The sequence below is a fragment of the Bradyrhizobium sp. B124 genome, assembly GCF_038967635.1.
Taxonomy (GTDB): Bacteria; Pseudomonadota; Alphaproteobacteria; order Rhizobiales; family Xanthobacteraceae; genus Bradyrhizobium.
In genome coordinates this window covers 1,560,458-1,585,224 of the sequence record NZ_CP152413.1, presented here as the reverse complement: position 1 = coordinate 1,585,224, position 24,767 = coordinate 1,560,458, and the positions used below count along the sequence as shown (strand labels likewise).

The window sequence follows — 24,767 nt, the reverse complement described above, 5'->3', positions numbered from 1 at the left end:
ATGATGGACGGGATCGCGCCCCCAGCATCGCGCAACAATTCTCATTTGGGGTAATGGGTCCTGGCTTTCGCCAGGACGACGATGAGGATGGCCCTCGTTCAACCTGTCAAATAGCTCGTTCAGTGTCATCATCCGCGCATGCGCATGCGGGTGATCCAGTATTCCAGAGACCGCAGCGCTTGAGCCGAAGGGCCGCGGCGTCAGACCGTTCTAGCCAAACTTCTACGGCCGCAGCCGACCGCCGCGTTCCGTGATCGCCTGCGCCAGTTCGACCGCCGGGCCGCGTTTGGTCCGGCGGGCGGTGCGGACCACGAACTCGACGTCGCCGAGCGGCGGCAGGCCTGACGCCGGCATCGCTTCCAGGCCGTCCGGGATCAGGCCCTGCGCCTGCGGGGTGATGCCGAGACCGGCGAGCGCCGCGGCGCGCAGGCCGCTCAAGCTGCCGCTGGAGCAGACGATGTGCCAGGGCCGTCCGAACCGTTCCATCGCCTCCAGCACCACGCTGCGGCTGACGCTCGGCGGCGCGTAGAGGATCAGGGGCAGCGGCTCGCCGGGATCGGGCCGCATGCCCGGCGCGGCGGTCCATACCAGGCGGTCCTGCCACACCAATTGCCCCGCCGCGTCGCCGGGCCGGCGCTTGCCCAGCACGAGATCGAGCTCGCCGGCGTCGAGTTGCTGGTACAGCACGGCGCTGAGGCCGATCGTCAGCTCGAGATCGACCTGCGGATGGCGGCGGACGAAGTCGCGCAGCAGATCGGGCAGGCGGGAGCTGGCAAAATCCTCCGCGGCACCGAACCGGACCTTGCCGCGGACCTGCGACCCCGCGAAGTAATCGCGGGCGCGGGCATTGGCCTCCAGGATCGGGCGCGCAAAGCCCGTCATCGCCTCGCCGTCGGCAGTGAGCACGACCGAATGGGTGTCGCGCACGAACAGGCGACGGCCGGCCGCGGCCTCGAGCTTGCGGATGTGCTGGCTCACGGTCGACTGCTTCAGGCCGAGGCGGCGGCCGGCCTCGGTGAAGTTCTGGGTCTGCACCACGGTCAGGAAGGTTTCGAGCTGGACCGGGTCGAGCATGGCAGCGTCCGTAATTACATTACGTAATGACAATAACATCGGTAAGCGCGGTTCACAATCGGCATGGGGAGGGCCATTTTCGGGTCAAGGAAAGGAAGCCACCATGACCATCAGTCGCCTGCGATCATTCGTGCCCGTCGACCCCTACATCGCCGCCATCGTCGGCATGGTCGGCCTCGCCACCCTGCTGCCGCTGCACGGGCAGGGCACCGTGATCGGCGGCTACGCCACTGATGCCGCGATCGCGCTGCTGTTCTTCCTCCACGGCGCCAGGCTGTCGACGACGGAGGCGCTGGTCGGTGCCCGGCACTGGAAACTGCATCTCGTGATCTTCCTGTCGACTTTTGCCCTGTTCCCGCTGCTCGGGCTTGCGGCGCATGCGCTGGCGCCGCATCTGCTGACGCCGGCGCTGTGGGCGGGCGTGATCCTGATCTGCATCCTGCCGTCGACCGTGCAGTCGTCGGTCGCCTTCACCTCGATCGCGCACGGCAATGTGTCGGCGGCGCTGTGCTCGGCGACCGCCTCCAATCTGCTCGGCATCGTCGCGACGCCGTTGCTGGCCGGCTTCCTTCTGTCCAGCCATGGCGGGTTCTCCGGCAATGCCGCGCTCGACATCGTCGTGCAGCTCCTGCTGCCGTTCGTGGCGGGGCAATTGTCGCGGCCGCTGATCGGCCGCTGGGTCGAGCGGCACCATGCGATGCTCGGCCTGGTCGACCGCGGCTCGATCCTCCTGATCGTCTACACCGCGTTCAGCGACGGCGTCAGCCACGGCATCTGGCACCAGGTCAACGCCACCCAGATGGCGATCGTGCTCGGCCTCGATGCGCTGCTGCTGGCGGTCGTGCTGCTGATCACCAATTTCGGCAGCAAGCTGCTCGGCTTCTCGCGCGCCGACCGCATCGCCATCATGTTCTGCGGCTCGAAGAAGAGTCTCGCGAGCGGTCTTCCGATGGCGAGCGTGCTGCTCGCCGGGCAATCGGTCGGCCTGATCGTGCTGCCGCTGATGCTGTTCCACCAGATCCAGCTCATGACCTGCGCCGCGCTGGCGCGCCGTTATGCGGGGGGTGAGGAGGCCACTTCACATGATGCTGTCCGGGTGCTGGTCGAAACGCACTGAGTGGAGGCTGTGCCTCCGCTGTCGTCCCCCGGCTTGACCGGGGGACCCAGTACGCCGCGGCTTCTCCGTGACTGACTGATGTCTCTGGAATACTGGATCGCCCGGTCGAGCCGGGCGATGACACTGTTAGTGAGGTGGGCGAAGGGTCTTCACGCTCGCCTTACGCCACGCGCAGCCCCTTCGCGATTTCCTTCTGCGCGTCGAACTCGCGGCGCAGGCGCGCCAGCTCGTCGGCGCTCAGCGCGTCGGCGTTGCTGTAGTCGCGCTTCCAGGACGCGTCCTCGCTCCAGCGCAGCGGCGACTGCACCGTGGTCTGCGGGCCGGGCGCAGTTTCCAGCACGCGCAGCGCGAGCTCCAGCGTGAAGGCCTGCGAGGCCTCGTCATGCGGCTTGCCGGCGGAGTTGCCGAGCGGGAAGTCGGAGAACAGGAAGCGCGGCACCGCGGCGTGCTCGACGATGTCCTTGGCGCAGCCCATCACGACGGTCGGGATGCCGTTGGCTTCGAGATGCCGCGCCACCAGGCTGACGGTCTGGTGGCAGACCGGGCAGTTCGGCACCAGCACTGCGGCGTCGACCTTGTCGTCGCGGCAGCGCTTGAGGATTTCGGGCGCATCGGTCTCGATGGTGACGCGGTGGCTGCGATTGGTTGGAGCCCCGAAGAAACGCGGCGCGACTTCGCCGATCTTGCCCGCCGCGGCGAGGCGCTTCAGTTGCGCCAGCGGGAACCAGGTGCCGCTGTCGGTCGCCGTGGTGTGGATGCGGTCGTAGGCGATGTGCGAGATCCGCAAATCGTGCTGCTGCGACGTGTCGCCGTCATAGACCGCATAGAATTTTGCCCCGCCATTGTATTTCGCGCCCGGGCCCTGGTCGCCCTTGGCGGGATCGAACGGCGCCGCGGTCGTGATGATGGCGACGCGGGACTGGCTCAGCGGCTTCTGCAGCGGCTGGAACGGGGCTGAGGTGTAATGCGCCCAGCGGTAGGGGGTTGTGTAGCCGATTGCCGCGTAATAATCGCGGGTCCGCTTCATGTAGCCGATCGGGGCGTCGTCGTCGGGGGCAAAGCCGAGTTGATCGTCTGAAGCTGCGGCCATTTTGCGCTCCCTTTTGCGCGCCATCATTTCAGTCCATAGCTAGACCACGAGCTTGCGGTGTCAAGCCGCGCCGCGCGGGAACAGATTTGCGATGCGAACAGGTCTTTGCGCCGCATGGGTCATGCTTGTGTTGCTGGTGCCGCCGGCCGGCGCCGGCGCGGAGGACGCGCCTGCCGCAGCTCCGACGACGACGCCGAGTGCCGAGCAGCCCGCAACGCCGCCCGGGGACAAGCCCGCCGAGAAACCCGCGGTCTCGCCGGCGGAGCAGCCAGCGCCACCGCCGGGAGAGCAGGCCGCGCCATCAGCCGGGAAACCTGCTGCACCCCCGGCGGAGACACCCGCTGCGCCTGCCGAGAAGCCGGCGGCTGCTGCCGACAAGCCCGCGGATGACGCGCGCGAGAGCGACACCCGCGAGGCGATGTGCCTGATGATCGAGTCGGCGGCGCGGGCGAACGATCTGCCGCTCGAATTCTTCGCGCGCGTGATCTGGCAGGAGAGCCGTTTCCAGGCCGATGCGGTTGGTCCTGTGACCCGCAGCGGCCAGCGTGCGCAGGGCATCGCGCAGTTCATGCCGGGCACCGCAAGCGAGCGAGGGCTTCTCGATCCGCTCGATCCGGTGCAGGCGCTGCCGAAGTCGGCCGAATTCCTCAGCGAGTTGCGCAGCCAGTTCGGCAATCTCGGCCTCGCGGCCGCGGCCTACAATGCCGGCCCGCGCCGGATCCAGGACTGGCTCGCCGGCTCCGGCTACATGCCGCAGGAGACGCGCAACTATGTCTCCGCGATCACCGGCTCCAGCGTCGACGACTGGGCTGCCGCCGGCCGCAACGGCAAGATGCCGCAGCGTGCGCCGACCGCGAGCTGCCGTGAGCTGATGGCGCTGTTGAAGCGCGCGCCGAATCCGTTCGTGGCCGGGCTCGAGCAGCACATCACGCTGTCGGCGGCCAAGGTCTGGGGCGTGCAGCTCGCCGCCGGCTTCAGCCGCGACAAGGCGCTTGCGATGTATGCCCGTGCCATCAAGCGGCTGTCGAACGTGATCGGCGATCAGGATCCGAGCCTGCTCGGCTCGCGGCTGCGCAGCCGCGGCAGCGCGATGTTTTACCAGGTGCGCATCGGCGCCGACACGCGCCCCGAGGCCGACGGCCTGTGCAGTCGCATCCGCAAGGCGGGCGGGGCGTGTTTTGTTCTAAAGAACAGGGCGTGATTGCGTAGCTGCAGTAGCCCGGATGAAGCCATCGGGCGCGCGTTCGCGCGACCCGTTGGCTTCATCCGGGCTACCAAGGCGCATAGCAGCGCTGTGCAGCCGCTTGCTTGACCCTGCGTTGTCAGCGCCCTAAGCCGCCGACATTGCAAATCCATCCGGCTCCCCGTGGCGCTTCCTCCGCTCGATTCTCCGCAATGGCAGACCTCGTTCCGCGCCTTCCTGTGGGGCGCGCGGTCGATCGGCGCGACCGTGCTGACCTTGGTGCTGTTTGCGACCTATCTCGGCATCGGCGCGCTGGCGCATGATAGCGGCTTCTCGCTGGGCTGGACCCTGGCGAGCACGGCATTCGTCTGGGCGGGTCCCGCGCAGATCATCGTGATCACGACGCTCGGCTCCGGCGCCACCGTGCTGCAATCGGCGATCGCGGTCACCGTCAGCGCGATCAGGCTGTTTCCGATGGTGGTGTCGGTGCTGCCGATGATGCGCACCGAGGACACCAAGCGGCGGCATCTGATCCTGGTGGCGCATCTCACGGCGGTGACGCTGTGGGTCGAGTGCTTCCGCTTCCTGCCCCAGGTGCCGCGCAACCGGCGGATCGCCTTCATCCACGGGCTCGGGTGCGGGCTGGTGTTGGTCTGCCTGATCGCGAACACGATCGGCTACACGCTCGCGGCCAACCTCACGCCGCTGCTCGCCGCCGGCATGCTGATGCTGACGCCGCTCGCGTTCCTGTTCTCCACCGCGCGCAACTGCCGCGAGCTCGCCGACGTCATCGCGCTGGTGCTTGGGCTCTTGCTGTTTCCGCTCGCGGCGATGCTGAACAGCGGCGTCGACATCCTGGTCAGCGGCGTCGTCGCGGGAACCGTCGCCTACGGCGTGCACCGGGCGAGGGCAGGCATCGTGAGGGCGGGCGCATGAGTAGCTTCATCGGCGACTGGCACGCGCTCGCGATCCTGTTCGTGGCAGGCGTCATCCCCAACCAGATCTGGCGCATGCTCGGCCTGTGGTTCGGCGGCGGCATCGACGAGAACTCGGAGCTTTTGGCCTGGGTGAGGGCGGTCGCCACCGCGATCCTCGCCGGTATCATCGCGCAAATCGTGGTGCAGCCGCCGGGCGCGCTCGCCAGCGTGCCGGACTGGCTGCGTTACGGCGCCGTTGCCGCAGGCTTTGTGGCATTCATGCTGGCGAGGAAATCGATCTTTGCCGGCGTGATCGTGGGCGAAATCGTCATGCTGTCGGGCAAATACTGGCTGGGCTGATTGCGGCAACCGCATTATCCGTTACTCTCGTTCTCCAAGAAAACAATAACGGGGGAACGTCATGCAGCGGCGCGCATCATCGGCATTCATTGTTGCTTTGGCTGCCATGCTGGCGGCGGCGTTGCCGGCGCGTGCCGCGGACTATCCGTCACGTCCGATCAAGCTCGTGGTGCCCTACGCCGCGGGCGGCCCGACCGACGTGCTCGGCCGCATCGTCGGCGAATATCTCGGGCGCGACCTCAAGCAGGTGGTCGTGGTCGAGAACAAGGCCGGCGCGCAGGGCGCGATCGGCGCCGAGGCGGTGGCGCGCTCCGATCCCGATGGCTACACGCTGTTCGTGACGGCGGCCTCGATCTTCGTGCTCAATCCGCTGCTCTACAAGAAGCTGCCCTACGATCCGGCCCGGGATTTCCGCCTGCTGTCGGTGATCACGGATGCGCCGATGATCATGGAGGTGCATCCCTCCGTGCCGGCCAAGACGATCGCGGAGTTCGTCGCCTACGCGAAGAAGAATCCCGGGAAACTCAATTTCGGATCGGCCGGCACCGGCGGCACGGTTCACCTCGCCGGCGAGATGTTCAAGCAGATGGCCGGCGTCGAGATGACCCATGTGCCGTACAAGGGCGCCGGACCCGCGCTGCAGGATTTGCTGTCAGGCAACATCCAGCTGATGTTCGACACGCTCGGCACCGCGCTGCCGCCGGTCAAGTCCGGCATGCTGCGCGCGCTCGCCGTCACCTCGACCGAACGCGTCCCCGATCTGCCCGATCTGCCGACGATTGCCGAGAGCGGCTATCCCGATTATGCGGTCAGCGTCTGGTATGGTATTGCGGCGCCGTCGAAGGTGCCTGACGAGATCGCGGGCAAGATCAAGGCGAGCCTCGACCGGGCCTTGAACGACGAGGCGTTTCGCGCTTCGCTGGTCAGGATCGGTTTCCCGCCGCTGCGCGTAAAGAGCCAGGCCGAGATCGACAGATTTGTGGACACCGATCGCGCGCGGTGGGCGGGCGTGGTCAAGGCGCTGAACATATCGTTGGACTGAGACATGGTACGTGAAATGGAATTGCGCCAGGGCGAGGTCGCCGTCGATATGCCGACGGCACGCGACGCCGGGCTCGTCTTCATCGGCCGCATCCGCACACCCTGGACCTCGCGGCTGGCGACGCCGCGGCAGGGGCGGCATGACGGCCCGGTGTGCCGGCTCGAGATCTTCGAGCCCTGGGTCGCCGCGATCAAGGGCGTCGATTTCTACTCGAACCTCGAAGTGCTGTACTGGCTGCACCAGTCGCGCCGCGACATCGTGCTGCAAAGCCCGAAGAACAACGGCAACACCCGCGGCACCTTCTCGCTGCGCTCGCCGGTGCGCCCCAATCCGATCGGGACCTCGATCGTCAAGCTGGTCGGAGTCGAGGGCAATGTCATCCTCGTGCGCGGCCTCGACTGCCTTGACGAGACGCCGCTGATCGACGTCAAGCCCGACCGCTGCGAGTTCACCCCGCTGGCTCCGCCGCAGGCGGGCGATTTCGAGACGGAGTGAGACCTCTCCACCGTCATTCCGGGGCGTCGCGCAGCGCGAGCCCGGAATCCATCGGGCCGCGCGTTTCGTAGTGAAATGGATTCCGGGCTCGCGCTTCGCGCGCCCCGGAATGACGGCGGTGGGATTATCTTAACGCCGCGATCAGTTTCGCCGCATTCGCCTCCAGCACCTTGCCGTCTTCCTTGTGGCTGGCAGGCGGCAACAGCGCGACGCCGTCCTTGCGCGGCATCACGTGCATGTGGAGGTGGAACACGACCTGGCCGCCGGCAGGCTCGTTGAATTGCTGCACGGTGATGCCGTCGGCCTCGAACGCCTTCATTCCGGCGGCGGCGATCTTGTGGGCGGCGCGTGCGACATGGGCGTAGTCGTCGGGCGTGACGTCGAGGATATTGCGGGCAGGGGCCTTCGGAATCACAAGCGTATGCCCGGGCGAGCGCGGCATGATGTCGAGGAAGGCGAGCACGTGGTCGTTCTCGTAGACCTTGTAGGACGGAAACTCGCCGCGCAGGATTTTTGCGAAGGGGTTGTTGTTGTCATAGGCGGCGGGCATGGCGGCGGCTCCCTGGATTTTGCAAGTCTGTATCTGAAAATCTAATTTCTCGGTCGCGAGGCAAACGTCAAGCGTCGTCGTCGACGGTCTTGCGGAACGGGCCGGCCTCGGTCAGCTCGCGGCCGACCTCGGCGACATAGTCGCGTTCGCGCTTGAGGTAATCGGCGATCGCGCGGCGCAAGCCGGGATCGGCGATGAAATGCGCCGAATAGGTGGTCTGCGGCAGGTAGCCGCGCGCCAGCTTGTGCTCGCCCTGCGCGCCGGCCTCGACCACCTTGAGGCCGCGCTGAACCGCGAAATCGATCGCTTGGTAGTAGCAGACCTCGAAATGCAGGAACGGGTGGTGCTCGATCGCGCCCCAGTTGCGGCCGAACAGCGTATCGGAGCCGATGAAGTTGATCGCGCCCGCGATCCAGCGGCCGTTGCGCTTGGCCATGACCAGCAGCACGTCCCGGCTCATGCTCTCGCCGATCAGCGAGAAGAATTCGCGGGTGAGGTACGGCCGGCCCCATTTGCGCGAACCGGTCTCCATGTAGAACTCGAAGAACGCGTCCCACGCGTCCTCGGTGATATCGGAGCCGGTCAGCCAGTGGATGGTGATCCCGGCGGTAACCGCCTCACGGCGTTCGCGCTTGATGCCCTTGCGGTGACGGGAGTTCAGCGATCCCAGAAAATCGTCGAAGCTCTTGTAGCCTTGATTGTGCCAGTGGAACTGCTGGTCGGTTCGCTGCAGGAAGCCGTGTGCGCCGAGGAATTTTGCCTCCTCCTCGCGGGCAAAGGTGACGTGCACGGAGGAGGCTTCAGTGGCGTTGCAGAGCGCGCGCAGGCCCCGCGCCAGCGCCGAGCCGATCGCCTCGCGGTCGACGCCGTCGCGGATCAGAAGCCGCGGCCCGGTCGCGGGCGTGAAGGGGACGGAGACCTGCAGCTTCGGATAATAGCTGCCACCGGCGCGGTGATAGGCCTCGGCCCAGCCGCGGTCGAACACGTATTCGCCCTGCGAGTGCGATTTCAGGTAACACGGCACGACGCCTACGATCCGGCCGTCGAGCTTTGCAATCAGATGCCGTGGTCCCCAGCCGGTCCGCGGGCAGGCCGAATTGGAGGCCTCGGCTGCGGCGAAAAAGGCATGGGAAACGAAGGGGTTATAGCTCGAACCTGCAGTCGTCTGGCAATCGCCTGCGGCTGCGGGCGAGGCCAGCGTGTCGAGGCTGTGAATGCTGTCCGCTTCCGCCTTCGGATTGGCGCAGGCGTCCCATTCGGCGGACGGAATGCCGCCGATGTCAGCTACAGCCTCTAGGGTGATTTCAGACGACGCCATCGAGAGTGAAGACCGGTGCCTCTTTTGAGCATGATCTTTCCGGAACAGCTGGCTCCACTTCCGGATCATGCTCCGCATTCCGCCATCGCCGATGACGACCAACGCTTTGACCAACCCTTGCCAAGATCGTGCGTCGCAGCGACGAGTTCAAGACTGCCGACGACATGTCAGGTTCCCGGCACAAACCCCTCGAAAATCATCTGGTCGGCGTAGCGGGCCGCGCGCTCGCGCTGTTCCGCCGTGCGCACGGTCCAGGCCAGCAGCGGGCAGCCGAACACGTTGCGGGCGATCCAGGGCGCCGGCGCCGGCAGCTGGTTGACCCAGAAGGCAACGAAATGCGGCTCGGTTTTGAAGCCGTGGCGCAGATACAGCATGCCGTCGCGCTGGGCCGGCGTCAGCTTGGTCCAGGAACTGTCGTCATAGGTGCGCTGGGCGGTGATGCCGCGCGGCAGGTTCGGCATGGTCTCGCGCAACGCCAGCACCTGGTCGGGATCGAACGACATGCCGACGACAGGGCCGGAATAGGACGACAGCACCTCGGCCATCCGCCGAACCAGCTTGCGGTCGCCGTCGAAATGGCTCTTCACCTCGACCACCAGCGGGACGCGGCCGGCGACCAGCGTGCAGAGATCGCCGAGCGTCATCATCTGCTCGGCGGTGTTCTTGAATTTCACCGCCTTCAGCTCGGCTGCGGTCTTGGTCGACAGCAGGCCGGAACCCTCGGTGAGGCGGCCGAGCGCATCGTCGTGATGCACCATCGCCTCGCCGTCGGCGGTGAGCTGGATATCGCACTCGATCGCGAAATTGCCTGATACCGCGGCGTTGGCCGCGGCCGGCATGTTCTCGATGATACCGCGTGCGGCATCATGCAGGCCGCGATGGGCGACCGGCCGCTTCGTCAACCAATCAGGGGCGCGCATCGATCAGGAGACTTCGAACACGCCTTCGACCTCGACGGCGGCGTCCGCCGGCAGCGAGGCGACGCCGACGGTAGTGCGGGCATGGCGGCCCTTGTCGCCGAAGGCTGCGACCATCAGGTCGGAAGCGCCGTTCAGCACCTTCGGTCCGTCGAAGAAGTCCGGCGCCGAGTTGATGAAGCCGCCGAGCCGCACCACGCGCACGACCTTGTCGAGATCGCCGAGGGCGGCCTTGACCTGCGCGAGCAGGTTAATCGCACAGCCCTGCGCCGCGGCGACGCCTTGCTCAAGCGTGACGCCGGCGCCGAGCTTGCCCTTGGCGATCAGTTTGCCTTCGGCGTTGAAACAGACCTGGCCCGAAACGAACAACAGGTTTCCGCTGCGAACGAAGGGGACATAGTTCGCGACCGGGGAGGTCGGCTGGGGAAGTGTGATGCCCTGTGACGCCAGTTTCTGTTCGACGGTACCCGCCATTTTTGTTCCCCAATTGGATTTGCACGAAGCCTGAAACGCGGTCAGGGCCAAGTTTGTTTCGATTGTTTCGCGCATCGTGCCGCCGGTTGCAAGCGACGGTAAGGTGAGGGCCGCGCGACCGTGACGTGCGGAATCGCACGGAGAACTGTCAAAAATGACAGCAAACTCGCTCCTTGCATTGCTATTTTGTCAGACTTGCCCCAGTTGCGGCGCAATACCACCGTCACTATTGTGGCGAATCCCTGCCTCCTCGAGGAAAAACCATGATCCTGCCGTTTCGGAATCCGTCGCGTGCCCTGGTGCTCACGATCGCCGTTGCCGCAGGAGCCGGCCTGGTTCATGGGGCGGCGGCTGCGGCCGGCGGGCCGTTTCTGGCGCATCAGGCGCTGTACGATCTGAGCCTCGTGAAATCGCGCGGCTCCAATTCGGTCAGCGATGCGCGCGGGCGCATCCTGTACAATTTCTCCGGCAGCTCCTGCGAAGGCTACACCTCCGAATTCCGCCAGGTGTCCGAACTCGACAGCGGCGAGGGCAAGGTGACGCTGTCCGATCTGCGCTCCTCGTCCTGGGAAGACGCGTCGGGCAAGAGCTACCGCTTCAAGATCGATACGCGGATGAACGACAGCGACTCGTCGCCGGTCGACGGTATCGCCGAGCGCGTGGGCGATCATATCACCGTGAAGCTGACCCAGCCGGTGAAGAAGACCTTTAATCTCGACGGCAAGATCGTGTTCCCGACCGAGCAGATCCAGCACATCATCGCCGCCGCCCGCGACGGCAAATCGGTGCTTGAGCAGACTGTCTATGACGGCTCCGACAATGGCGAGAAGGTCTACAACACGCTGACCGTGATCGGCCGGCCGATCGCCGGCGACCGCGCGCCGTCATCGCCTGATCCGTCGACCGCGAGCGATGCGATGAAGACCATGACGCGCTGGCCGGTGACGGTGAGCTACTACGACAGCGACGCGCGGGCCAAGGATGGCGAGCAGACGCCGGTCTACGCGATGTCGTTCGAGCTCTACGAGAACGGCGTCTCCCGTGCGCTGGTACTGGACTACAACGATTTCGTAATCTCGGGCGCGTTGGACAAGTTCGACGTCAGGGATTCCAAACCCTGCAAGTGAGGGTTGGCTTTCGCCACCCACTCCGTGTCGTCCCGGGCAAGCGAAGCGCGACCCGGGACCCATAACCACGACCGCCAATTGTTGTGCCGCGCTGGAGCTACAGCGCGCTTCAACAACTGCTCCCTGTGGTTATGGGTCCCTGCTTTCGCAGGGACGACACAGAGCAAGCCTGCACCACCCTCTGCGAGACCGCACTGGCCGGAACCATCAGACACGAGTACGCTTCCCAAAACACGCGTGTCAGGGAGGCACATCATGAGCAAATCAGACCATCTGCGCCCCAGCGGCCTGCATCACAATCCGGCTTACTCCCACGTCGTCGTCGCGTCGGGCGCGCGCACGATCTACATTTCGGGACAGGTGTCGGTCGACGAGGAGGGACGGGTGGTCGGCGCCGGCGATCTCGCCGCGCAGACGACGCAGGTGATGCAGAACCTCGGCATGGCGCTGAAAGCCGCCGGAGCGAGCTATTCCAACATCGTCAAGATCACGACCTTCGTCGTCGGCTACAGACCGGAGCTTCGCCCGATCATCGGCAAGGCGCGTTCGGCATTCTTCGAGGGCATGGAGCCGCCGGCCTCCACGCTCGTCGGCGTCACCGCGCTTGCGGCGCCGGAATGGCTGATCGAGATCGAGGCGGTAGCCGTCGCGGATTGAGGGCGGTGTCCCGTCATTGCGAGCGAAGCGAAGCAATCCATGCTTCAGCATATGCGGAGCGATGGATTGCTTCGTCGCTTCGCTCCTGGCAATGACGGCCGGTGAGACTGAGTAGCTTCTAGTCCTCCGCGCTCTTCCCCGGCCCCTCATAGACAATACCCCGGATCACGGCGGCGTTGCCGAACTTCTTGCGCAGATTGTCGATCGCGCGTTCGGCGTGTGCCGAGCGGCGGTCGAGCATGTCGGAATCGTTGGCCTGGGAGCCCGGGCGCAGCGCGCTGACACCGGCGCCCATCAGGCGGAAGGCGGTGCCGTCGATCTCCTTGGCCAGCATCTCGCGCGTCACCGCAAAGATCTTTGCGGCCAATTGGGTCGGCGTCTGGATCGATTGTGAACGGGTGCGCTGGCGGAAATCAGCGGTCTTCAGCTTCAGCGTGATGGTGCAGCCTGAGAGGTCGCTGCTCTTCAGCCGCGCCGAGGTCTTCTCCGACAGCTTCCAGAGCAGTTTTTCCAGGATTGCAAAATCGCGGATGTCGGTCTCGAAGGTGGTCTCGCTCGAGATCGTCTTGGCACCGCGATCGGGCACCACCGTGCGGTCGTCGATGCCGCGCGCCAGCCGCCACAGCCTGTGGCCTTCGCTCGCGAACTGCTTCATCAGCTCATTCTCGTCGGCGCGTTGCAGGTCGGCGATGACGCGGAAGCCGCGCTGCACGAGTTTCTCCTGCGTCGCAGGGCCAACGCCGTAGATGAAGCCGACCGGCTTGCTGGCCAGCATCTCGCGCGCCTCGTCCTGGTCGAGCGTGGCAAATCCCCTCGGCTTGTCGAGGTCGGAGGCGATCTTGGCGAGGAACTTGTTGCAGGACAGCCCGACCGACACCGTGATGCCGACCTCGCGCTCGACGTCGCGGGCGAACTTGGCGAGCACCTTGGCCGGTATCATGCCGTGGACACGCTGCGTGCCGGAGAGATCGAGGAAGGCTTCGTCGATCGACAGCGGCTCGACCAGCGGCGTCAGCGCCTGCATCGCCTGGCGCACCTCGCGCCCGACCCGGACATATTTCGCCATGTCGGGCGGGATCACGGTAGCATCCGGGCAGAGTTCCAACGCCTTGAACATCGGCATCGCCGAGCGGACGCCGTAGGTGCGGGCGATGTAGCAGGCAGCCGACACCACGCCGCGCTTGCCGCCGCCGATGATGACGGGGCGGTCGGCGATGTCAGGATTGTCGCGCTTCTCGACGGTGGCATAGAACGCGTCGCAGTCGATATGCGCCAGCGCCAACGCGGGCAGGGTGCGATGACGGACCAGCCGCGGCGAGCCACAATGGCTGCATCGCTTCACCTTGATATCGAGATCGCCGAGGCAGTCTCGGCAGAAACTGAGGGGGCCGTCGGGAGCTGGCGCTGCCGTCGTCACGGCACGTCGCGCTCCCATTTCGGGTCGCCCAGCACCTGGTGGGCGGCAGCGATGTTGGTCGGGTGCAGTTCGGAGGCCGCGGCGAACGCCTTCACGGTGGCATCGTCGCGCATCACGAAATCGAGCACGCTCGCAAGAAATTGAGGATTGGACGCAGCGTTCCGCAGCGTCTCCGGACCGATTCCGGTTTCGGCCAGGAACAAGCCCAGCCGCTCGGGATCGCCGGCAATGAAGCCGAGCGCCTGAATCGCAACGATTTCAGCGACTTCCCGGGGGTTGTGAACAGGCTTTTTCAACGCGCCGGTTTGCCTTTCCGTTAACTTATGGTCTCTAATGAGAGGCCCATCATGCCCGAGTCTTCCGCATGTGTTCAAGCAACTGAAACCACGCTGCGGAAGTTGCACTACGGGTTAACGGGTTAGAGCGATTCTGGCGCTAGTTTGAATTCACATTTTCGACGCGCTCCGCGCGCGGTGCGTGAGGTGCCGCAGTCGGGCCTGTTTCCTAAGTCTGGGAGGGACGGGATGGCCAAAACCGTCCTGATCGTGGAGGACAACGAGCTCAATATGAAGCTCTTTCGCGATCTGTTGGAGGCGCATGGCTATCAGACTTCGGGCACCAGCAATGGCTTCGAAGCGCTCGATCTCGTCCGCAAGCTGCGTCCCGATCTCATCCTGATGGATATTCAACTGCCCCAGGTCTCCGGCCTGGAGGTCACGCGCTGGATCAAGGACGATCCCGAGCTGCGCACGATTCCGGTGGTCGCGGTCACCGCCTTCGCCATGAAGGGCGACGAAGAACGCATCCGCGAGGGCGGCTGCGAAGCCTATTTGTCCAAGCCGATCTCGGTCGGCAAATTTATTGAGACTGTCCGACGCTTTATCGGATAGGGGAGTTGTGGTGCCATGTCCGCGCGTATCCTCGTCGTCGATGATGTTCCGGCGAACGTCAAGCTGTTGGAAGCCCGGCTGTCAGCCGAATATTTCGATGTGCTGACCGCTTCCAACGGGACCGAGGCGCTGGACATCTGCGCGCGCGCCGAATGCGACATCATCCTGCTCGACGTCATGATGCCCGATATGGACGGCTTCGAGGTCTGCCGCCGCCTGAAGTCGAATCCGGCGACCCACTTCATTCCCGTCGTCATCGTCACCGCGCTCGACAGTCCCGCCGATCGCGTGCGCGGCCTCGAGGCCGGCGCCGATGATTTCCTGACCAAACCGGTGTCCGACGTCGTGCTGATCGCGCGCGTGCGCTCGCTGACGCGGCTGAAGATGATGACCGATGAGCTGCGCATGCGCGCCATCACCTCGCTCGAGATCGGCATGCAGGCGCCCGAGCGCAGCGCGATCGCCGACCGGGGCACGGGCGGCCGCATCTTGCTGGTCGATGACCGGCCGTCGTCCTACGAGAAGCTGGCGCCGATCCTCTCCGCCGAGCACACCGTCGACGTCGAAACCAATCCAGCGGAAGCCTTGTTCCACGCCGCCGAGGGCAATTACGACCTCCTGATCGTGTCGCTCAGCCTCGACAATTTTGACGGCCTGCGGCTGTGCAGCCAGGCCCGCTCGCTGGAGCGTACGCGCCAGGTGCCGATCCTCGCGGTCTCGGATGCCGACAACAACGCGCGGCTGATGCGCGGGCTTGAGATCGGCGTCAACGACTACCTGCTGCGTCCGGTCGACAAGAACGAACTGCTGGCGCGGGCGCGCACCCAGATCCGCCGCCGCCGCTACACCGATCATCTGCGCGACAACGTGCAGAACTCGATCGAGATGGCGATCACGGATGCGCTGACCGGCCTCAATAACCGGCGCTACATGGAGAGCCACCTCGCGACCTTGGCGGAGCAGGCTTCGATCCGAGGCAAGCCGCTGGCGCTGATGATCCTCGACATCGACTACTTCAAGGCGATCAACGACACCTACGGCCATGACGCCGGCGACGACGTGCTGCGCGAATTCGCCGTTCGCATCCGCAAGTCGATCCGCGGCATCGATCTCGCCTGCCGCTATGGCGGCGAGGAGTTCGTGATCGTGATGCCGGAGACCGATCTGCATGTCGCCGGCATGGTCGCCGAGCGGCTGCGCCGCTCGATCGCGGGCGAGCCGTTTGCCGTCGAGAAGGGCGGCAAGCGGATCACGGTCACGATCTCGATCGGGCTCACCACGCTGGAGCGCAAGGGCGAGCAGGTCACCGACGTGCTCAAGCGCGCCGACACCGCGCTCTATCGCGCCAAGCACGACGGCCGCAACCGCGTGGTCTCGGCGGCGGCGTAGTCAATTCTCGTAGCCCGGATGGAGCCAACGGGGCGCGCGTTCGCGCGACCCGTTGGCTCCATCCGGGCTACGAAGCACCCTTAACGCCCGCGCTTCACCGCGTCATAGGCCAGCCGCTTGAACTCGAATGAGAACGGATGGACGAACGCCATCTGGCGCTGCGCCATCATCACGCCGGCCATGCCGGTTTTGGGCGAAATCCACCACTGTGTGCCCGCGACGCCGCCCCAGTAGAACTCGCCGGCCGCGTCGGGATGATCGATCGGCGACGGGTTGAGGATCAGGCCGCCGGCAAGTCCGTGGGCCTTGCCGGGTTGCTCGCCCATCATCGCGAAGCGGATCCACTGTCCTTCGGGCAGCTGGTTGGACATCATCATTGCGATCGTGTCCGGCTTCAGCAGCGTCGGTCCGCCGGGCAGCAGGCTGCGGATCAACGCGACCATGTCGGGCATCGTCGACACCAGCCCGCCGCCGCCATTGAGCCTTGCGACCGGGCGCCGATAGGCGCCGGGGAAGGGCGCATCGTCGGTGCGGGTGAGGCCCGGCTTCATCGGCTCCATCAGATCGGCACCTGCGTAGTACGCGACAAGGCGGCCGTGATCTTTTTCCGGAACGACGAAGCCGGTATCGACCATGCCGAGCGGATCGAGGATGCGCGCCTTGATGAACTTGTCGAAGGTCTGGCCGCTGACGACTTCCACCAGGCGTGCCACCACGTCGATCGCGAGCGAATATTCCCACGACGTGCCCGGCTGATAGATCAGCGGCAAATCGGCCAGTACGTCGACCATTTCAGCCAGGGTCGTATTGGGATTGTGCACGCCGCGCTCGTTGAGCGCCTTGAAAATGACGGTGCCGGGATCGAAGAAACCGTAGCTCAAGCCGGCGCTGTGGCTGAGCAATTGGCGGATGGTGATCGAACTCTTCGCGGGCTCGGTTTGATCGATCGACGTCGCGCCTTTCAGCAGGACCTTGCGGTTGCGGAGCTGCGGGATGAATTTCTCGATCGGATCGTCGAGCTGGAAGCGGCCATCCTCGAACAGCAATAGCGCCGCGCAGGAAGTGATCAGCTTGGTGTTGGAGAAGACCCGGAAGATGTGGTCGGTGCGCAGCGGGGTCTGCGCTTCCTTGTCGGCCCATCCGACGCAGCCCGTGTCGGCGATGTCGCGCCCGACCAGAACCGACCAGGAGATTCCGGACAGCAGATTGTTGTCGATATAGCGCTGCATGGCGGCGCGCGCCGGCGTGAAATCGTAGCCGGTGGCCGTCACCTTCAGATATTCCATGGTTGTTCCCCAGTTGTGCCGCAGGCTGTCGCGCGGTCGTCAATCTCGCCGGACGGAATATCCAATCGGGAATGCCGTCGCATGCCGTCACGCTACCAACCAAACCGGACTTGTGTACGCAACCGGATTTATCCAGTGCGCTTGTTGTCCGCAGGCGCGGCGCCGCCGACCTTGACCCCCGCATTCGCCAGCAGCACACGGGCGGCTTCCTTGGCCGCGCGCGCCATGGCCGGATCGTCGCGCACTAGGTCCTGCGCGATCGAGCCGTCGACCAAGAGCGTGAGCTGGGTCGCAAGTGCCTCGGCATCCGCGACGCCGAGCTGCCGCAGCAGATCGCGAAACCAGACCCGGCGGCTTTCCTTGAAGCCCACGGCGATATTGCGCACGGTGCGGTCCTCGTCGTCCGGCCCGAGCTCGGCGACCGCGTTCACGAAAGGACAGCCGCGAAAATCCTTCGCCGAGAAGCGCCGCTCCAGCGAATCGAAGGTTGCGAGAATCTGCTCGGCCGGCGGCTTGTCGGAGGAGCGGGGCTGCACGAAGCGGCGCTGCAGATAGGCCTCGATCAGCGCGTCCTTCGACGGGAAGTGATTGTAGAGGGTGCGTTTGCTGATGCCGATCTCGGCCGCGATGGTGTCGACGCCGATGGCGCGAATGCCCTGCAGGTAGAACAGTTTGTCGGCGGTCTCGAGGATCCGCTCTTTCATGGTCTGTTTGGGAGGCGGGGAAGCCATGCGCCGGCCGTGATCCTCTTCGCTTGACAGGTCGCCCCCTGTATAGCCTAAGTACACAGGTCTGTGTAACCAAAACACGCGTGAATCGCAGGCTGTGGCACTCGTGCCGCGCCGTCATGGGAGAACAAGAACAATGCCCCTGTTGCAGGTCCTGCGTCCCACGCTTCCCATCCTGATCGGTGCCTCCATCATGCTCACGCTGAGCATGGGGCTGCGGCAGAGCCTTGGCATCTTCATGCAGCCGCTGACGCACGACATCGGCATCTCGGTGTCGCATTTCACGCTGGCGCTGGCGGTGCAGAATCTCGCCTGGGGCTTCCTGCAGCCGCTCGCGGGCGCGATGACGGTGCGTTATGGCTTCCGCCCGATCATGGTGGTCGGTGCGCTGGCCTACATCGCGGGCCTTGTGCTGATGACGACGGCGCATGGCCTCGTCGCCATCATGATCGGCGCCGGTGTACTGATCGGCCTTTCACTCGCTTGCACCGCGAATGCGATCGCCATGTCGGTCGCGGCGCGCGCGGTGTCGGAGACGGTCCGCTCGACCGTGCTCGGCATGGTCTCCGCCGCGGGCTCGCTCGGTGCACTGCTGTCGGCGCCGATCGGCCAGATGCTCAATGAAGGGTTCGGTTGGCGTGTCGGGCTTGCCGGATTCGTCATCCTGTCGATCGGGATGATTCCAGCCGCGTTGTACGCCGGTCGCGTCGACAAGATTCCGCTGCCGAAGCCCGCGGCCGATGACATCGGCAACGCCACCGCGGCGACCGCGGCGAAGACCGCGTTCGGCAACGCGTCCTTCGTGGTGATGACCTGCGCCTACATGGTCTGCGGTATGCAGCTCGTCTTCCTCACCACGCATCTGCCGTCGTATCTGGCGATCTGCGGGCTCGATCCGATGCTGAGCGCGCAGACGCTCGGCATGATCGGCGGCTTCAACGTGCTGGGCTCGCTGTTCTTCGGCTGGGCCGGTCAGCGCTGGAACAAGCTCGCGCTGCTTGGCGGCATCTACATCCTGCGCTCGCTGGCGCTCGCTTGGTACTTCATGCTGCCGGCGACGCCGGGCTCGACATTGCTGTTCGGCGCCATCATGGGCTTCCTCTGGATGGGCGTCGGTCCGCTGGTCGCGGGCGCGGTGGCCGAGATGTTCGGTCTGCGCTGGCAGGCGATGATCCAGGGCCTTGCCTTCATGAGCCACCAGGTCGGCAGCTTCCTCGGCGCCTACGGAGGAGGGGTGATCTACGACTCGCTCGGCTCCTACACCATGGCCTGGCGGATCGGCGTCGCGCTCGGTCTTGCCGGTGGCATCATCCAGGTCGCCTTCGCGCTGATCCGGCCGGCGCAACCGCCGCTGCTCAAAGCCGCCTAGCTTCCGATCCCGGCCAGACGGCGACTGCCCCGTGCGAAGGCAGTCGCCAGTTGCTGCCTATTTTTCCATCGATAGCCTGCTGCGAGAACGTGCAGCGGAGCGCGAAGCCGTTTCGTGCTCGGATAAAAGTCACAGCGTCTTCAATGTGTTACGCCGCACGCGTCGGTGGCACGAATCTTGATAGAATTTGGCTAGGAATCGTGCCGGAAGCCGTTGCTTCGGTTCCGGCCTGGGGACCCATGGGAAGGGCTGGCCGCGATGAGGCTAGTCGCCGTCATTCTCCAGCCATCCGCGCACCACGGCGTTCGCCGCGCCGCGGAGCAGATGGCCTTTGTGCCTTATGTCCGGCCTGATGCCGCAGCGACTTCGCCGCATCCCGCCACCCGGACCGCGGCACTTCGAGACATCCCCCTAACCGAGCGCGCAGGTCGCCCTTCGCTCGCGCAGAACGCGCCGCGCCCATTCCGAACAGCAGCATTTCTTGTGAAGGGAGGACGATGATGGAGTCTGGGACATATACGCGCCAGAAACTCGTGAGAATCGGGGTTGCCTTGCTGGGAGTGGCCGTTCTTTGCCTGCTGTTCAGCGACCTCGCGCTGGCTGAGGATGCGGCGGCGCCGCCGGCCTGCGGCGGCAAGATTCTCGAGAAGTGCACACCGAATTCCGGCGACACCGCCTGGATGCTCACGTCCGTCGCGCTCGTCCTGATGATGACGATCCCGGGGCTCGGCCTGTTCTATGGCGGAATGGTGCGCAAGAAGAACGTCGGCGACACTGTGATGACCAGTTTCGCCGTCACCTGCCTGGTCACGATCCTGTTTGCCGTCCTGACCTACAGCCTGGCGTTTCGTGCCGGCACGCCGTTCATCGGCGGCCTGGATCGCATGTTCCTCAAGGATATCCTGAGCGACATCGGCAAGGGTGGCATCGGCAATCCCAATCCGCTTGCCGCGACCATCCCTGAGTCGGTCTACATCTGCTTCCAGATGACGTTCGCCATCATCACGCCGGCGCTGATTGCCGGCGCGTTTGCCGAGCGGATGAAGTTCTCGGCGATGCTCTGGTTCATCGGGCTGTGGGCGATCTTCGTCTATGCGCCGATCGCGCATTGGGTCTGGGGTCCTGACGGGATCTTCTCGGCGGGTAACGATGCCGCCTATGTCAAGGTTCTCGATTTCGCCGGCGGCACCGTTGTGCACATCAATGCCGGCGTGGCCGGCCTGATGTGCGCCATCATGCTCGGCAAGCGCGTCGAGACGGGGCCGGCGCACAATATGGTGCTGACCTTCATCGGCGCCTCGCTGCTGTGGGTCGGTTGGTTCGGCTTCAACGCCGGCTCCGCCGTCACGGCGGGAATGCAGGCGGGCATGGCCATGCTGGTGACCCAGATCGCCACGGCAGTGGCGGCCTTCACCTGGATGCTGGTGGAATGGGCGCTGAAGGGCAAGCCGACCGTCGTCGGCATCTGCTCGGGTGCCGTTGCCGGCCTCGTCGCGATCACGCCGGCCTCCGGTTTCGTCGGGCCGGTCGGCGCTTTCGCCATCGGCATCGCCGCCGGCGTCTGCTGCTACTGGGGATGCACCGGCTTGAAGCGCCTGTTCAGCTACGATGATGCGCTGGACTGCTTCGGCGTCCATGCCCTCGGCGGCATCGTCGGGGCGCTGCTGACCGGGGTGTTCGCGGTCGAGCAGTATGGTGGTACGGCAGGCGTTCTGGAGGGAAATCCCGGGCAGTTCATCAATCAATGCATCGGCGTCGCGACGGTTTTCGTGTATGATGCCGTCGTGAGCCTGATCATCCTGTTCGTGATCAATCTCTTCGTCGGGCTTCGCGTGACGCGCGACATCGAGCGCGAAGGGTTGGATCTGGCACTGCACGGCGAGGTCGTGCAGTAGACTTGGCGGCGTTCCGCTCAGCCGGCGATCTTCGCCGGCTGGCGCGGATCAAAGCTGTTCGAGGTGATCCGATGAACTGGTTCTATTGGAACACAGCGTGGTCGCTGTTCTTCAGCCTCGTTTGGTTCATGACCATCACACACAATCCGGATGCAGAGATCGCGGACGCGCATCTGCGTGATGAGGCGTTCAAGGGCTAGCTCCGGTAGTAGCGCCACATCCTGAGGAACGTCCGGTGGATCTCGTCGGGCGTCCGGTCGAATGGCTCCAGACTGACGCGGACCACGCCACGATGGTCCATGCGCCACGGCAAGCGCATCAGCAGCCGATAGGCCGGCCGCTTGCGCCAGTCGGCCACCAGCGCGCTGCCGAGCGGCCCGCTGAGCGCGATCTGCAATTCGTGAACGGTCATCGCGCGCTCGGCGATCTCGACGAGGTCGATGCGTGTGATGGCGCGCCAGCGAATCAGCCCGAAGGCCTGGATGAAGATGCCGTACTGGTTGGCTCCGATGGTCGGACGACCGGCCTCCAGCAGGGGGATGTTGTAGTAGGTGAAGCCGCCCGCCGCAGCCGCCGGCGCCAGCCAATAGATCTCGCCGGTGATCCAGCTCGCGGTCAGGAAGACCGCGGCCAGCGCGGCCGTGACATAGACCGGAAAGTAGATGTCCTCGCGGCCGTAGGCGACCGAGTAGCCGCCTGCGTTTCCCTCGTCCAAGCTTGCGATCATCTGAGCCCTGTGCCCGGGACTTTGTTCGGGAATCATGCGGGATGACGCAGGCCTACAAAGCAAAAACGGGGCCGCGAGGGCCCCGTTTGAAACATCAGAAGCAGGCGATCTTACTTGATCTTGGCTTCCTTGAACTCGACGTGCTTGCGCGCGACCGGGTCGTACTTCTTCTTGACCAGTTTGTCGGTCATGGTGCGCGAATTCTTCTTGGCGACGTAATAGAAGCCGGTATCGGCCGTCGACACGAGCTTGACCTTGATGGTGACCGCTTTGGCCATGTGCAAAACCTCGAAACTGCAGGGATATCAGGAGCCGGCCAAATCGGCCCGCATTTGGCCGGGAAACTAGCCAGAAACCGCCCAAAGTCAAGGATTTCCGAGCCAAAACCATCCCGAATCCGGGCCGATTAGCCCCCGAAGAACTGATTTTTGGGCCGCGGCAAGCCCAAATTCTCGCGCAGGGTCCGACCTTCGTACGCGGTGCGGTAAATCCCGCGCTTTTGCAGTTCCGGCACCACCTTGTCGACGAACTCGAACAGGCCCTGCGGCAGATAGGGGAACATGATGTTGAAACCGTCGCTGCCGCGGCCGGTCAGCCATTCCTCCATCTGGTCGGCGATGGTCTGCGGCGTGCCGACGAAGGCAAGCCCGCCATAGCCGCCGACGCGCTGCGCGAGCTGGCGCACGGTCAGCTTGTCGCGCGCGGCGACATCGACGAGGCGCTGGCGGCCGCTCTTGCTGGCATTGGTTTCCGGGATCGGCGGCAATTGCCCGTCGGGATCGAAGGCCGACGCATCGGTGCCGAGGATCACCGAGAGCGAGGCGATCGCGCTGTCGTAATGCACACGGCTGTCGAGCAGCGCGCGCTTCTCCTTGGCCTCCTCGACGCTGTCGCCGACCACGACAAAGGCGCCGGGCAGGATCTTCAGATGCTCGGGATCGCGGCCGATCTTTTCCATGCGGCCCTTGATGTCGGCATAGAGCTTCTGTCCGTCCGCAAGGCTGCCGCCGCCGGTGAACACGGCCTCCGCCGTCTCGGCCGCAAGCTGCCTGCCGTCGTCGGAGGCACCGGCCTGCACGATGACCGGCCAGCCCTGCACCGGGCGGGCGATGTTGAGAGGGCCGCGCACCGAGAGATATTTGCCCTTGTGGTTGAGCACATGCATCTTGTCGGGATCGACGAACAGCCCGGACTCGACATCGCGCACGAACGCATCGTCGGCAAAGGAGTCCCACAGGCCGGTGACGACATCGTAGAACTCGCGGGCGCGCTTGTAGCGCTCGGCGTGCTCCATGTGATCGTCGAGGCCGAAATTCAACGCCGCGTCTGGATTGGACGTGGTGACGATATTCCAGCCGGCGCGGCCGCCGGAGATGTGGTCGAGCGAAGCGAAGCGGCGGGCGACGTGATAGGGCTCGTCGAAGGTGGTCGAGCCGGTCGCGATCAGGCCGATATTCTCGGTGACGGCCGCGAGTGCCGAGAGCAGGGTGAACGGCTCGAACGACGTCACGGTGTGGCTGCGCTTCAGCGCGTTGATCGGCATGTTCAGCACGGCCAGATGGTCGGCCATGAAGAAGGCGTCGAACTTGCCGGCCTCGAGCTTCCGGATCAGCGTCTTGATGTGGTCGAAGTTGAAATTGGCGTCAGGCCAGGCCCCGGGATAGCGCCAGGCGCCGGTGTGAATGCTGATCGGCCGCATGAATGCGCCGAGCTTGAGTTGACGCTTCGCCATTGCCCCGTTCCGTCTCTGATGTCGTTAGCGGAACAGATAGTGAGGCGTTTCGCGGCACGCCATTGGGAAGATTATTTTGTTTTTGGGCACTTCCTCAACGCCGTCATTCCGGGGCGGCGCGAAGCGACGAGCCCGGAATCCATTCCTCCATTGATTCTGCGGCCCGATGGATTCCGGGCTCGCGACTGCGTCGCGCCCTCAGGTGCGCAATTGCGCGCCGGGGAATGACGGGAGGATGATCACGCCCCCAGCACGTCCTTGTGCATCTTGCCGCCGGAGAAATGGAAGAACGGCACGGGCGCGTCGTGGCGGAGCGGGCCGGTGGCGAGACGGCGGTCGAGCTCTGCGAGCACGTTTTTGGTCATGGCGTGCGCGTCCGCGAGCGGCTCTGAGCCGATCTCGACCCACACGAGCTCGACCAGCTCGGCATCGGCATGCACCACGCCTTCGACACGATGCGCGATCGTCGAGGCGTCCGCGGTGAAGAAGCGGGTGTCGAAGCGGCGGACGCGGCCAGGCGGGGTGATCGCACGCGCGATCAGGAACAGGCTGGACGGATCGGGCAGCAGGCCAGCGTCGGCGAACGGCGCCCACGGGCCATCGAGCTTCTGCGACTTCTCGACCTTGCGGCCGAGGCAGAGCCCGGTCTCTTCGCAGGCTTCGCGGATCGCCGCATTGGCAAGCGCACGGGCGCGGCCGGGCGTGATCTTCGGGCTGCCCTTCAACAGATTGGCTTCGAGCTCCGGCGTGATCGGGGCTGCGACCGGCACGCGGTTGTCGGCCTTATCGACGCGGCCGCCTGGGAAGACGAATTTGCCCGGCATGAACACGACCTTGTCGTGGCGCTTGCCGACCAAGACCTTCGGCTTGGCGCCGGAGCGATCGATCAGGATCAGCGTCGCCGCATCCTTCGGCCGGAAGTATGCGTGATGATCGGCTTCCTTTTCGCCCTGGTGGACGACGGCGGCAGGGGCGGCAGCTTCAGTCATTTCATCCCTTTCATTTCTTCTTGT

Annotated in this window: 27 protein-coding genes; 13 read left to right on the top strand and 14 right to left on the bottom strand. The window is 65.1% G+C overall.

Annotation, left to right across the window (positions count from 1 at the left end; all coding sequences use genetic code 11):
* Nucleotides 1-222: 222 nt before the first annotated feature.
* The gene (locus tag AAFG13_RS07505; RefSeq protein WP_342711617.1) at nucleotides 223-1,074 is read right to left on the bottom strand and encodes a LysR substrate-binding domain-containing protein; all 852 of its coding nucleotides are present in this window, start codon (nucleotides 1,072-1,074) and stop codon (nucleotides 223-225) included.
* A gap of 103 nt (nucleotides 1,075-1,177) precedes the next feature.
* On the opposite strand from AAFG13_RS07505, the gene AAFG13_RS07500 reads away from it, so the two are divergent.
* Nucleotides 1,178-2,191 (top strand): bile acid:sodium symporter family protein, encoded by a 1,014-nt coding sequence (locus AAFG13_RS07500; protein WP_342711616.1) that lies wholly within the window; start codon nucleotides 1,178-1,180, stop codon nucleotides 2,189-2,191.
* Between the two features lie 160 nt (nucleotides 2,192-2,351).
* Here AAFG13_RS07500 and AAFG13_RS07495 read toward each other — a convergent pair whose 3' ends face one another.
* Nucleotides 2,352-3,281: a glycine/sarcosine/betaine reductase selenoprotein B family protein gene (locus tag AAFG13_RS07495; RefSeq protein WP_342711615.1), complete on the bottom strand. Its 930-nt coding sequence runs from the start codon at nucleotides 3,279-3,281 to the stop codon at nucleotides 2,352-2,354.
* 121 nt (nucleotides 3,282-3,402) lie between these two features.
* Here AAFG13_RS07495 and AAFG13_RS07490 point away from each other — a divergent pair, with 121 nt between their 5' ends.
* The 5 genes from AAFG13_RS07490 to tsaA all read left to right on the top strand — a co-directional run bounded on the left by AAFG13_RS07490 (nucleotide 3,403) and on the right by tsaA (nucleotide 7,278).
* Nucleotides 3,403-4,482: a lytic transglycosylase domain-containing protein gene (locus tag AAFG13_RS07490; RefSeq protein WP_342711614.1), complete on the top strand. Its 1,080-nt coding sequence runs from the start codon at nucleotides 3,403-3,405 to the stop codon at nucleotides 4,480-4,482.
* Between the two features lie 165 nt (nucleotides 4,483-4,647).
* Nucleotides 4,648-5,400: an AzlC family ABC transporter permease gene (locus tag AAFG13_RS07485; protein ID WP_342711613.1), complete on the top strand. Its 753-nt coding sequence runs from the start codon at nucleotides 4,648-4,650 to the stop codon at nucleotides 5,398-5,400.
* On the top strand, nucleotides 5,397-5,741 hold the full coding sequence (locus AAFG13_RS07480) for an AzlD domain-containing protein (RefSeq protein ID WP_342711612.1): 345 nt from the start codon (nucleotides 5,397-5,399) through the stop codon (nucleotides 5,739-5,741). The genes AAFG13_RS07485 and AAFG13_RS07480 overlap by 4 nt, the downstream gene beginning before the upstream one ends.
* A 61-nt stretch (nucleotides 5,742-5,802) precedes the next feature.
* The gene (locus AAFG13_RS07475; RefSeq protein WP_342711611.1) at nucleotides 5,803-6,783 is read left to right on the top strand and encodes a tripartite tricarboxylate transporter substrate binding protein; all 981 of its coding nucleotides are present in this window, start codon (nucleotides 5,803-5,805) and stop codon (nucleotides 6,781-6,783) included.
* Between the two features lie 3 nt (nucleotides 6,784-6,786).
* Nucleotides 6,787-7,278: a tRNA (N6-threonylcarbamoyladenosine(37)-N6)-methyltransferase TrmO gene (tsaA, locus tag AAFG13_RS07470; protein WP_074128941.1), complete on the top strand. Its 492-nt coding sequence runs from the start codon at nucleotides 6,787-6,789 to the stop codon at nucleotides 7,276-7,278.
* A 124-nt stretch (nucleotides 7,279-7,402) separates the two neighbouring features.
* Here tsaA and AAFG13_RS07465 read toward each other — a convergent pair whose 3' ends face one another.
* The 4 genes from AAFG13_RS07465 to AAFG13_RS07450 all read right to left on the bottom strand — a co-directional run bounded on the left by AAFG13_RS07465 (nucleotide 7,403) and on the right by AAFG13_RS07450 (nucleotide 10,537).
* On the bottom strand, nucleotides 7,403-7,828 hold the full coding sequence (locus AAFG13_RS07465; protein WP_342711610.1) for an HIT family protein: 426 nt from the start codon (nucleotides 7,826-7,828) through the stop codon (nucleotides 7,403-7,405).
* Nucleotides 7,829-7,895: 67 nt separating this feature from the next.
* A complete protein-coding gene (locus AAFG13_RS07460) occupies nucleotides 7,896-9,146 on the bottom strand; it encodes a GNAT family N-acetyltransferase (protein WP_212318629.1) in 1,251 nt (416 codons plus the stop codon).
* Nucleotides 9,147-9,313: 167 nt separating this feature from the next.
* Nucleotides 9,314-10,066: a glycerophosphodiester phosphodiesterase gene (locus AAFG13_RS07455; RefSeq protein ID WP_342711609.1), complete on the bottom strand. Its 753-nt coding sequence runs from the start codon at nucleotides 10,064-10,066 to the stop codon at nucleotides 9,314-9,316.
* 3 nt (nucleotides 10,067-10,069) lie between these two features.
* Nucleotides 10,070-10,537, bottom strand: a complete 468-nt coding sequence (locus tag AAFG13_RS07450; RefSeq protein WP_212318634.1) for a RidA family protein — start codon at nucleotides 10,535-10,537, stop codon at nucleotides 10,070-10,072.
* Between the two features lie 263 nt (nucleotides 10,538-10,800).
* Here AAFG13_RS07450 and AAFG13_RS07445 point away from each other — a divergent pair, with 263 nt between their 5' ends.
* Both AAFG13_RS07445 and AAFG13_RS07440 read left to right on the top strand, forming a co-directional pair.
* Nucleotides 10,801-11,664 carry a cell envelope integrity EipB family protein gene (locus AAFG13_RS07445; protein WP_212318636.1) on the top strand — a complete coding sequence of 288 codons (864 nt, stop codon included), beginning with the start codon at nucleotides 10,801-10,803 and terminating at the stop codon, nucleotides 11,662-11,664.
* Nucleotides 11,665-11,919: 255 nt separating this feature from the next.
* A complete protein-coding gene (locus AAFG13_RS07440) occupies nucleotides 11,920-12,321 on the top strand; it encodes a RidA family protein (protein ID WP_212318637.1) in 402 nt (133 codons plus the stop codon).
* Between the two features lie 118 nt (nucleotides 12,322-12,439).
* On the opposite strand, the gene AAFG13_RS07435 is transcribed toward AAFG13_RS07440, so the two are convergent.
* Nucleotides 12,440-13,756, bottom strand: coding sequence for a DNA polymerase IV (locus AAFG13_RS07435; protein WP_342711608.1), 1,317 nt, complete (start codon nucleotides 13,754-13,756; stop codon nucleotides 12,440-12,442).
* Nucleotides 13,735-14,034, bottom strand: a complete 300-nt coding sequence (locus AAFG13_RS07430) for a DUF3572 domain-containing protein (RefSeq protein ID WP_050425563.1) — start codon at nucleotides 14,032-14,034, stop codon at nucleotides 13,735-13,737. The genes AAFG13_RS07435 and AAFG13_RS07430 overlap by 22 nt, the downstream gene beginning before the upstream one ends.
* A gap of 228 nt (nucleotides 14,035-14,262) precedes the next feature.
* Between AAFG13_RS07430 and AAFG13_RS07425 the strand changes: the two genes are divergently transcribed.
* Nucleotides 14,263-14,628 carry a response regulator gene (locus tag AAFG13_RS07425; RefSeq protein ID WP_057845669.1) on the top strand — a complete coding sequence of 122 codons (366 nt, stop codon included), beginning with the start codon at nucleotides 14,263-14,265 and terminating at the stop codon, nucleotides 14,626-14,628.
* 15 nt (nucleotides 14,629-14,643) lie between these two features.
* Nucleotides 14,644-16,017: a PleD family two-component system response regulator gene (locus AAFG13_RS07420; protein WP_212318641.1), complete on the top strand. Its 1,374-nt coding sequence runs from the start codon at nucleotides 14,644-14,646 to the stop codon at nucleotides 16,015-16,017.
* An 80-nt stretch (nucleotides 16,018-16,097) separates the two neighbouring features.
* On the opposite strand, the gene AAFG13_RS07415 is transcribed toward AAFG13_RS07420, so the two are convergent.
* Together AAFG13_RS07415 and AAFG13_RS07410 are read right to left on the bottom strand one after the other, a co-directional pair.
* Nucleotides 16,098-17,303 (bottom strand): serine hydrolase domain-containing protein, encoded by a 1,206-nt coding sequence (locus tag AAFG13_RS07415; RefSeq protein WP_342711607.1) that lies wholly within the window; start codon nucleotides 17,301-17,303, stop codon nucleotides 16,098-16,100.
* A gap of 128 nt (nucleotides 17,304-17,431) precedes the next feature.
* Nucleotides 17,432-18,034, bottom strand: a complete 603-nt coding sequence (locus tag AAFG13_RS07410) for a TetR/AcrR family transcriptional regulator (protein ID WP_342711606.1) — start codon at nucleotides 18,032-18,034, stop codon at nucleotides 17,432-17,434.
* 133 nt (nucleotides 18,035-18,167) lie between these two features.
* Here AAFG13_RS07410 and AAFG13_RS07405 point away from each other — a divergent pair, with 133 nt between their 5' ends.
* From AAFG13_RS07405 to AAFG13_RS07395, 3 genes are all read left to right on the top strand, one after another.
* Entirely contained in the window at nucleotides 18,168-19,400 is a 1,233-nt protein-coding gene (locus AAFG13_RS07405; RefSeq protein WP_342711605.1) for an MFS transporter, read from the top strand.
* Nucleotides 19,401-19,897: 497 nt separating this feature from the next.
* The gene (locus AAFG13_RS07400; RefSeq protein WP_342711604.1) at nucleotides 19,898-21,295 is read left to right on the top strand and encodes an ammonium transporter; all 1,398 of its coding nucleotides are present in this window, start codon (nucleotides 19,898-19,900) and stop codon (nucleotides 21,293-21,295) included.
* A 2-nt stretch (nucleotides 21,296-21,297) separates the two neighbouring features.
* The gene (locus AAFG13_RS07395) at nucleotides 21,298-21,495 is read left to right on the top strand and encodes a hypothetical protein (RefSeq protein ID WP_212318646.1); all 198 of its coding nucleotides are present in this window, start codon (nucleotides 21,298-21,300) and stop codon (nucleotides 21,493-21,495) included.
* Here the strand turns inward: AAFG13_RS07395 and AAFG13_RS07390 are convergent.
* The 4 genes from AAFG13_RS07390 to AAFG13_RS07375 all read right to left on the bottom strand — a co-directional run bounded on the left by AAFG13_RS07390 (nucleotide 21,492) and on the right by AAFG13_RS07375 (nucleotide 24,743).
* Complete coding sequence (locus tag AAFG13_RS07390) at nucleotides 21,492-22,010, bottom strand: hypothetical protein (protein ID WP_249132380.1); 519 nt, start codon at nucleotides 22,008-22,010, stop codon at nucleotides 21,492-21,494. The two genes, AAFG13_RS07395 and AAFG13_RS07390, sit on opposite strands and share 4 nt — an antisense overlap.
* Nucleotides 22,011-22,132: 122 nt before the next feature.
* A complete protein-coding gene (gene rpmG / locus AAFG13_RS07385) occupies nucleotides 22,133-22,300 on the bottom strand; it encodes a 50S ribosomal protein L33 (protein ID WP_018271988.1) in 168 nt (55 codons plus the stop codon).
* Between the two features lie 128 nt (nucleotides 22,301-22,428).
* Nucleotides 22,429-23,754 (bottom strand): LLM class flavin-dependent oxidoreductase, encoded by a 1,326-nt coding sequence (locus AAFG13_RS07380; protein ID WP_342711603.1) that lies wholly within the window; start codon nucleotides 23,752-23,754, stop codon nucleotides 22,429-22,431.
* 239 nt (nucleotides 23,755-23,993) lie between these two features.
* Nucleotides 23,994-24,743 carry an NUDIX hydrolase gene (locus tag AAFG13_RS07375; protein ID WP_342711602.1) on the bottom strand — a complete coding sequence of 250 codons (750 nt, stop codon included), beginning with the start codon at nucleotides 24,741-24,743 and terminating at the stop codon, nucleotides 23,994-23,996.
* Nucleotides 24,744-24,767 lie beyond the last annotated feature (24 nt).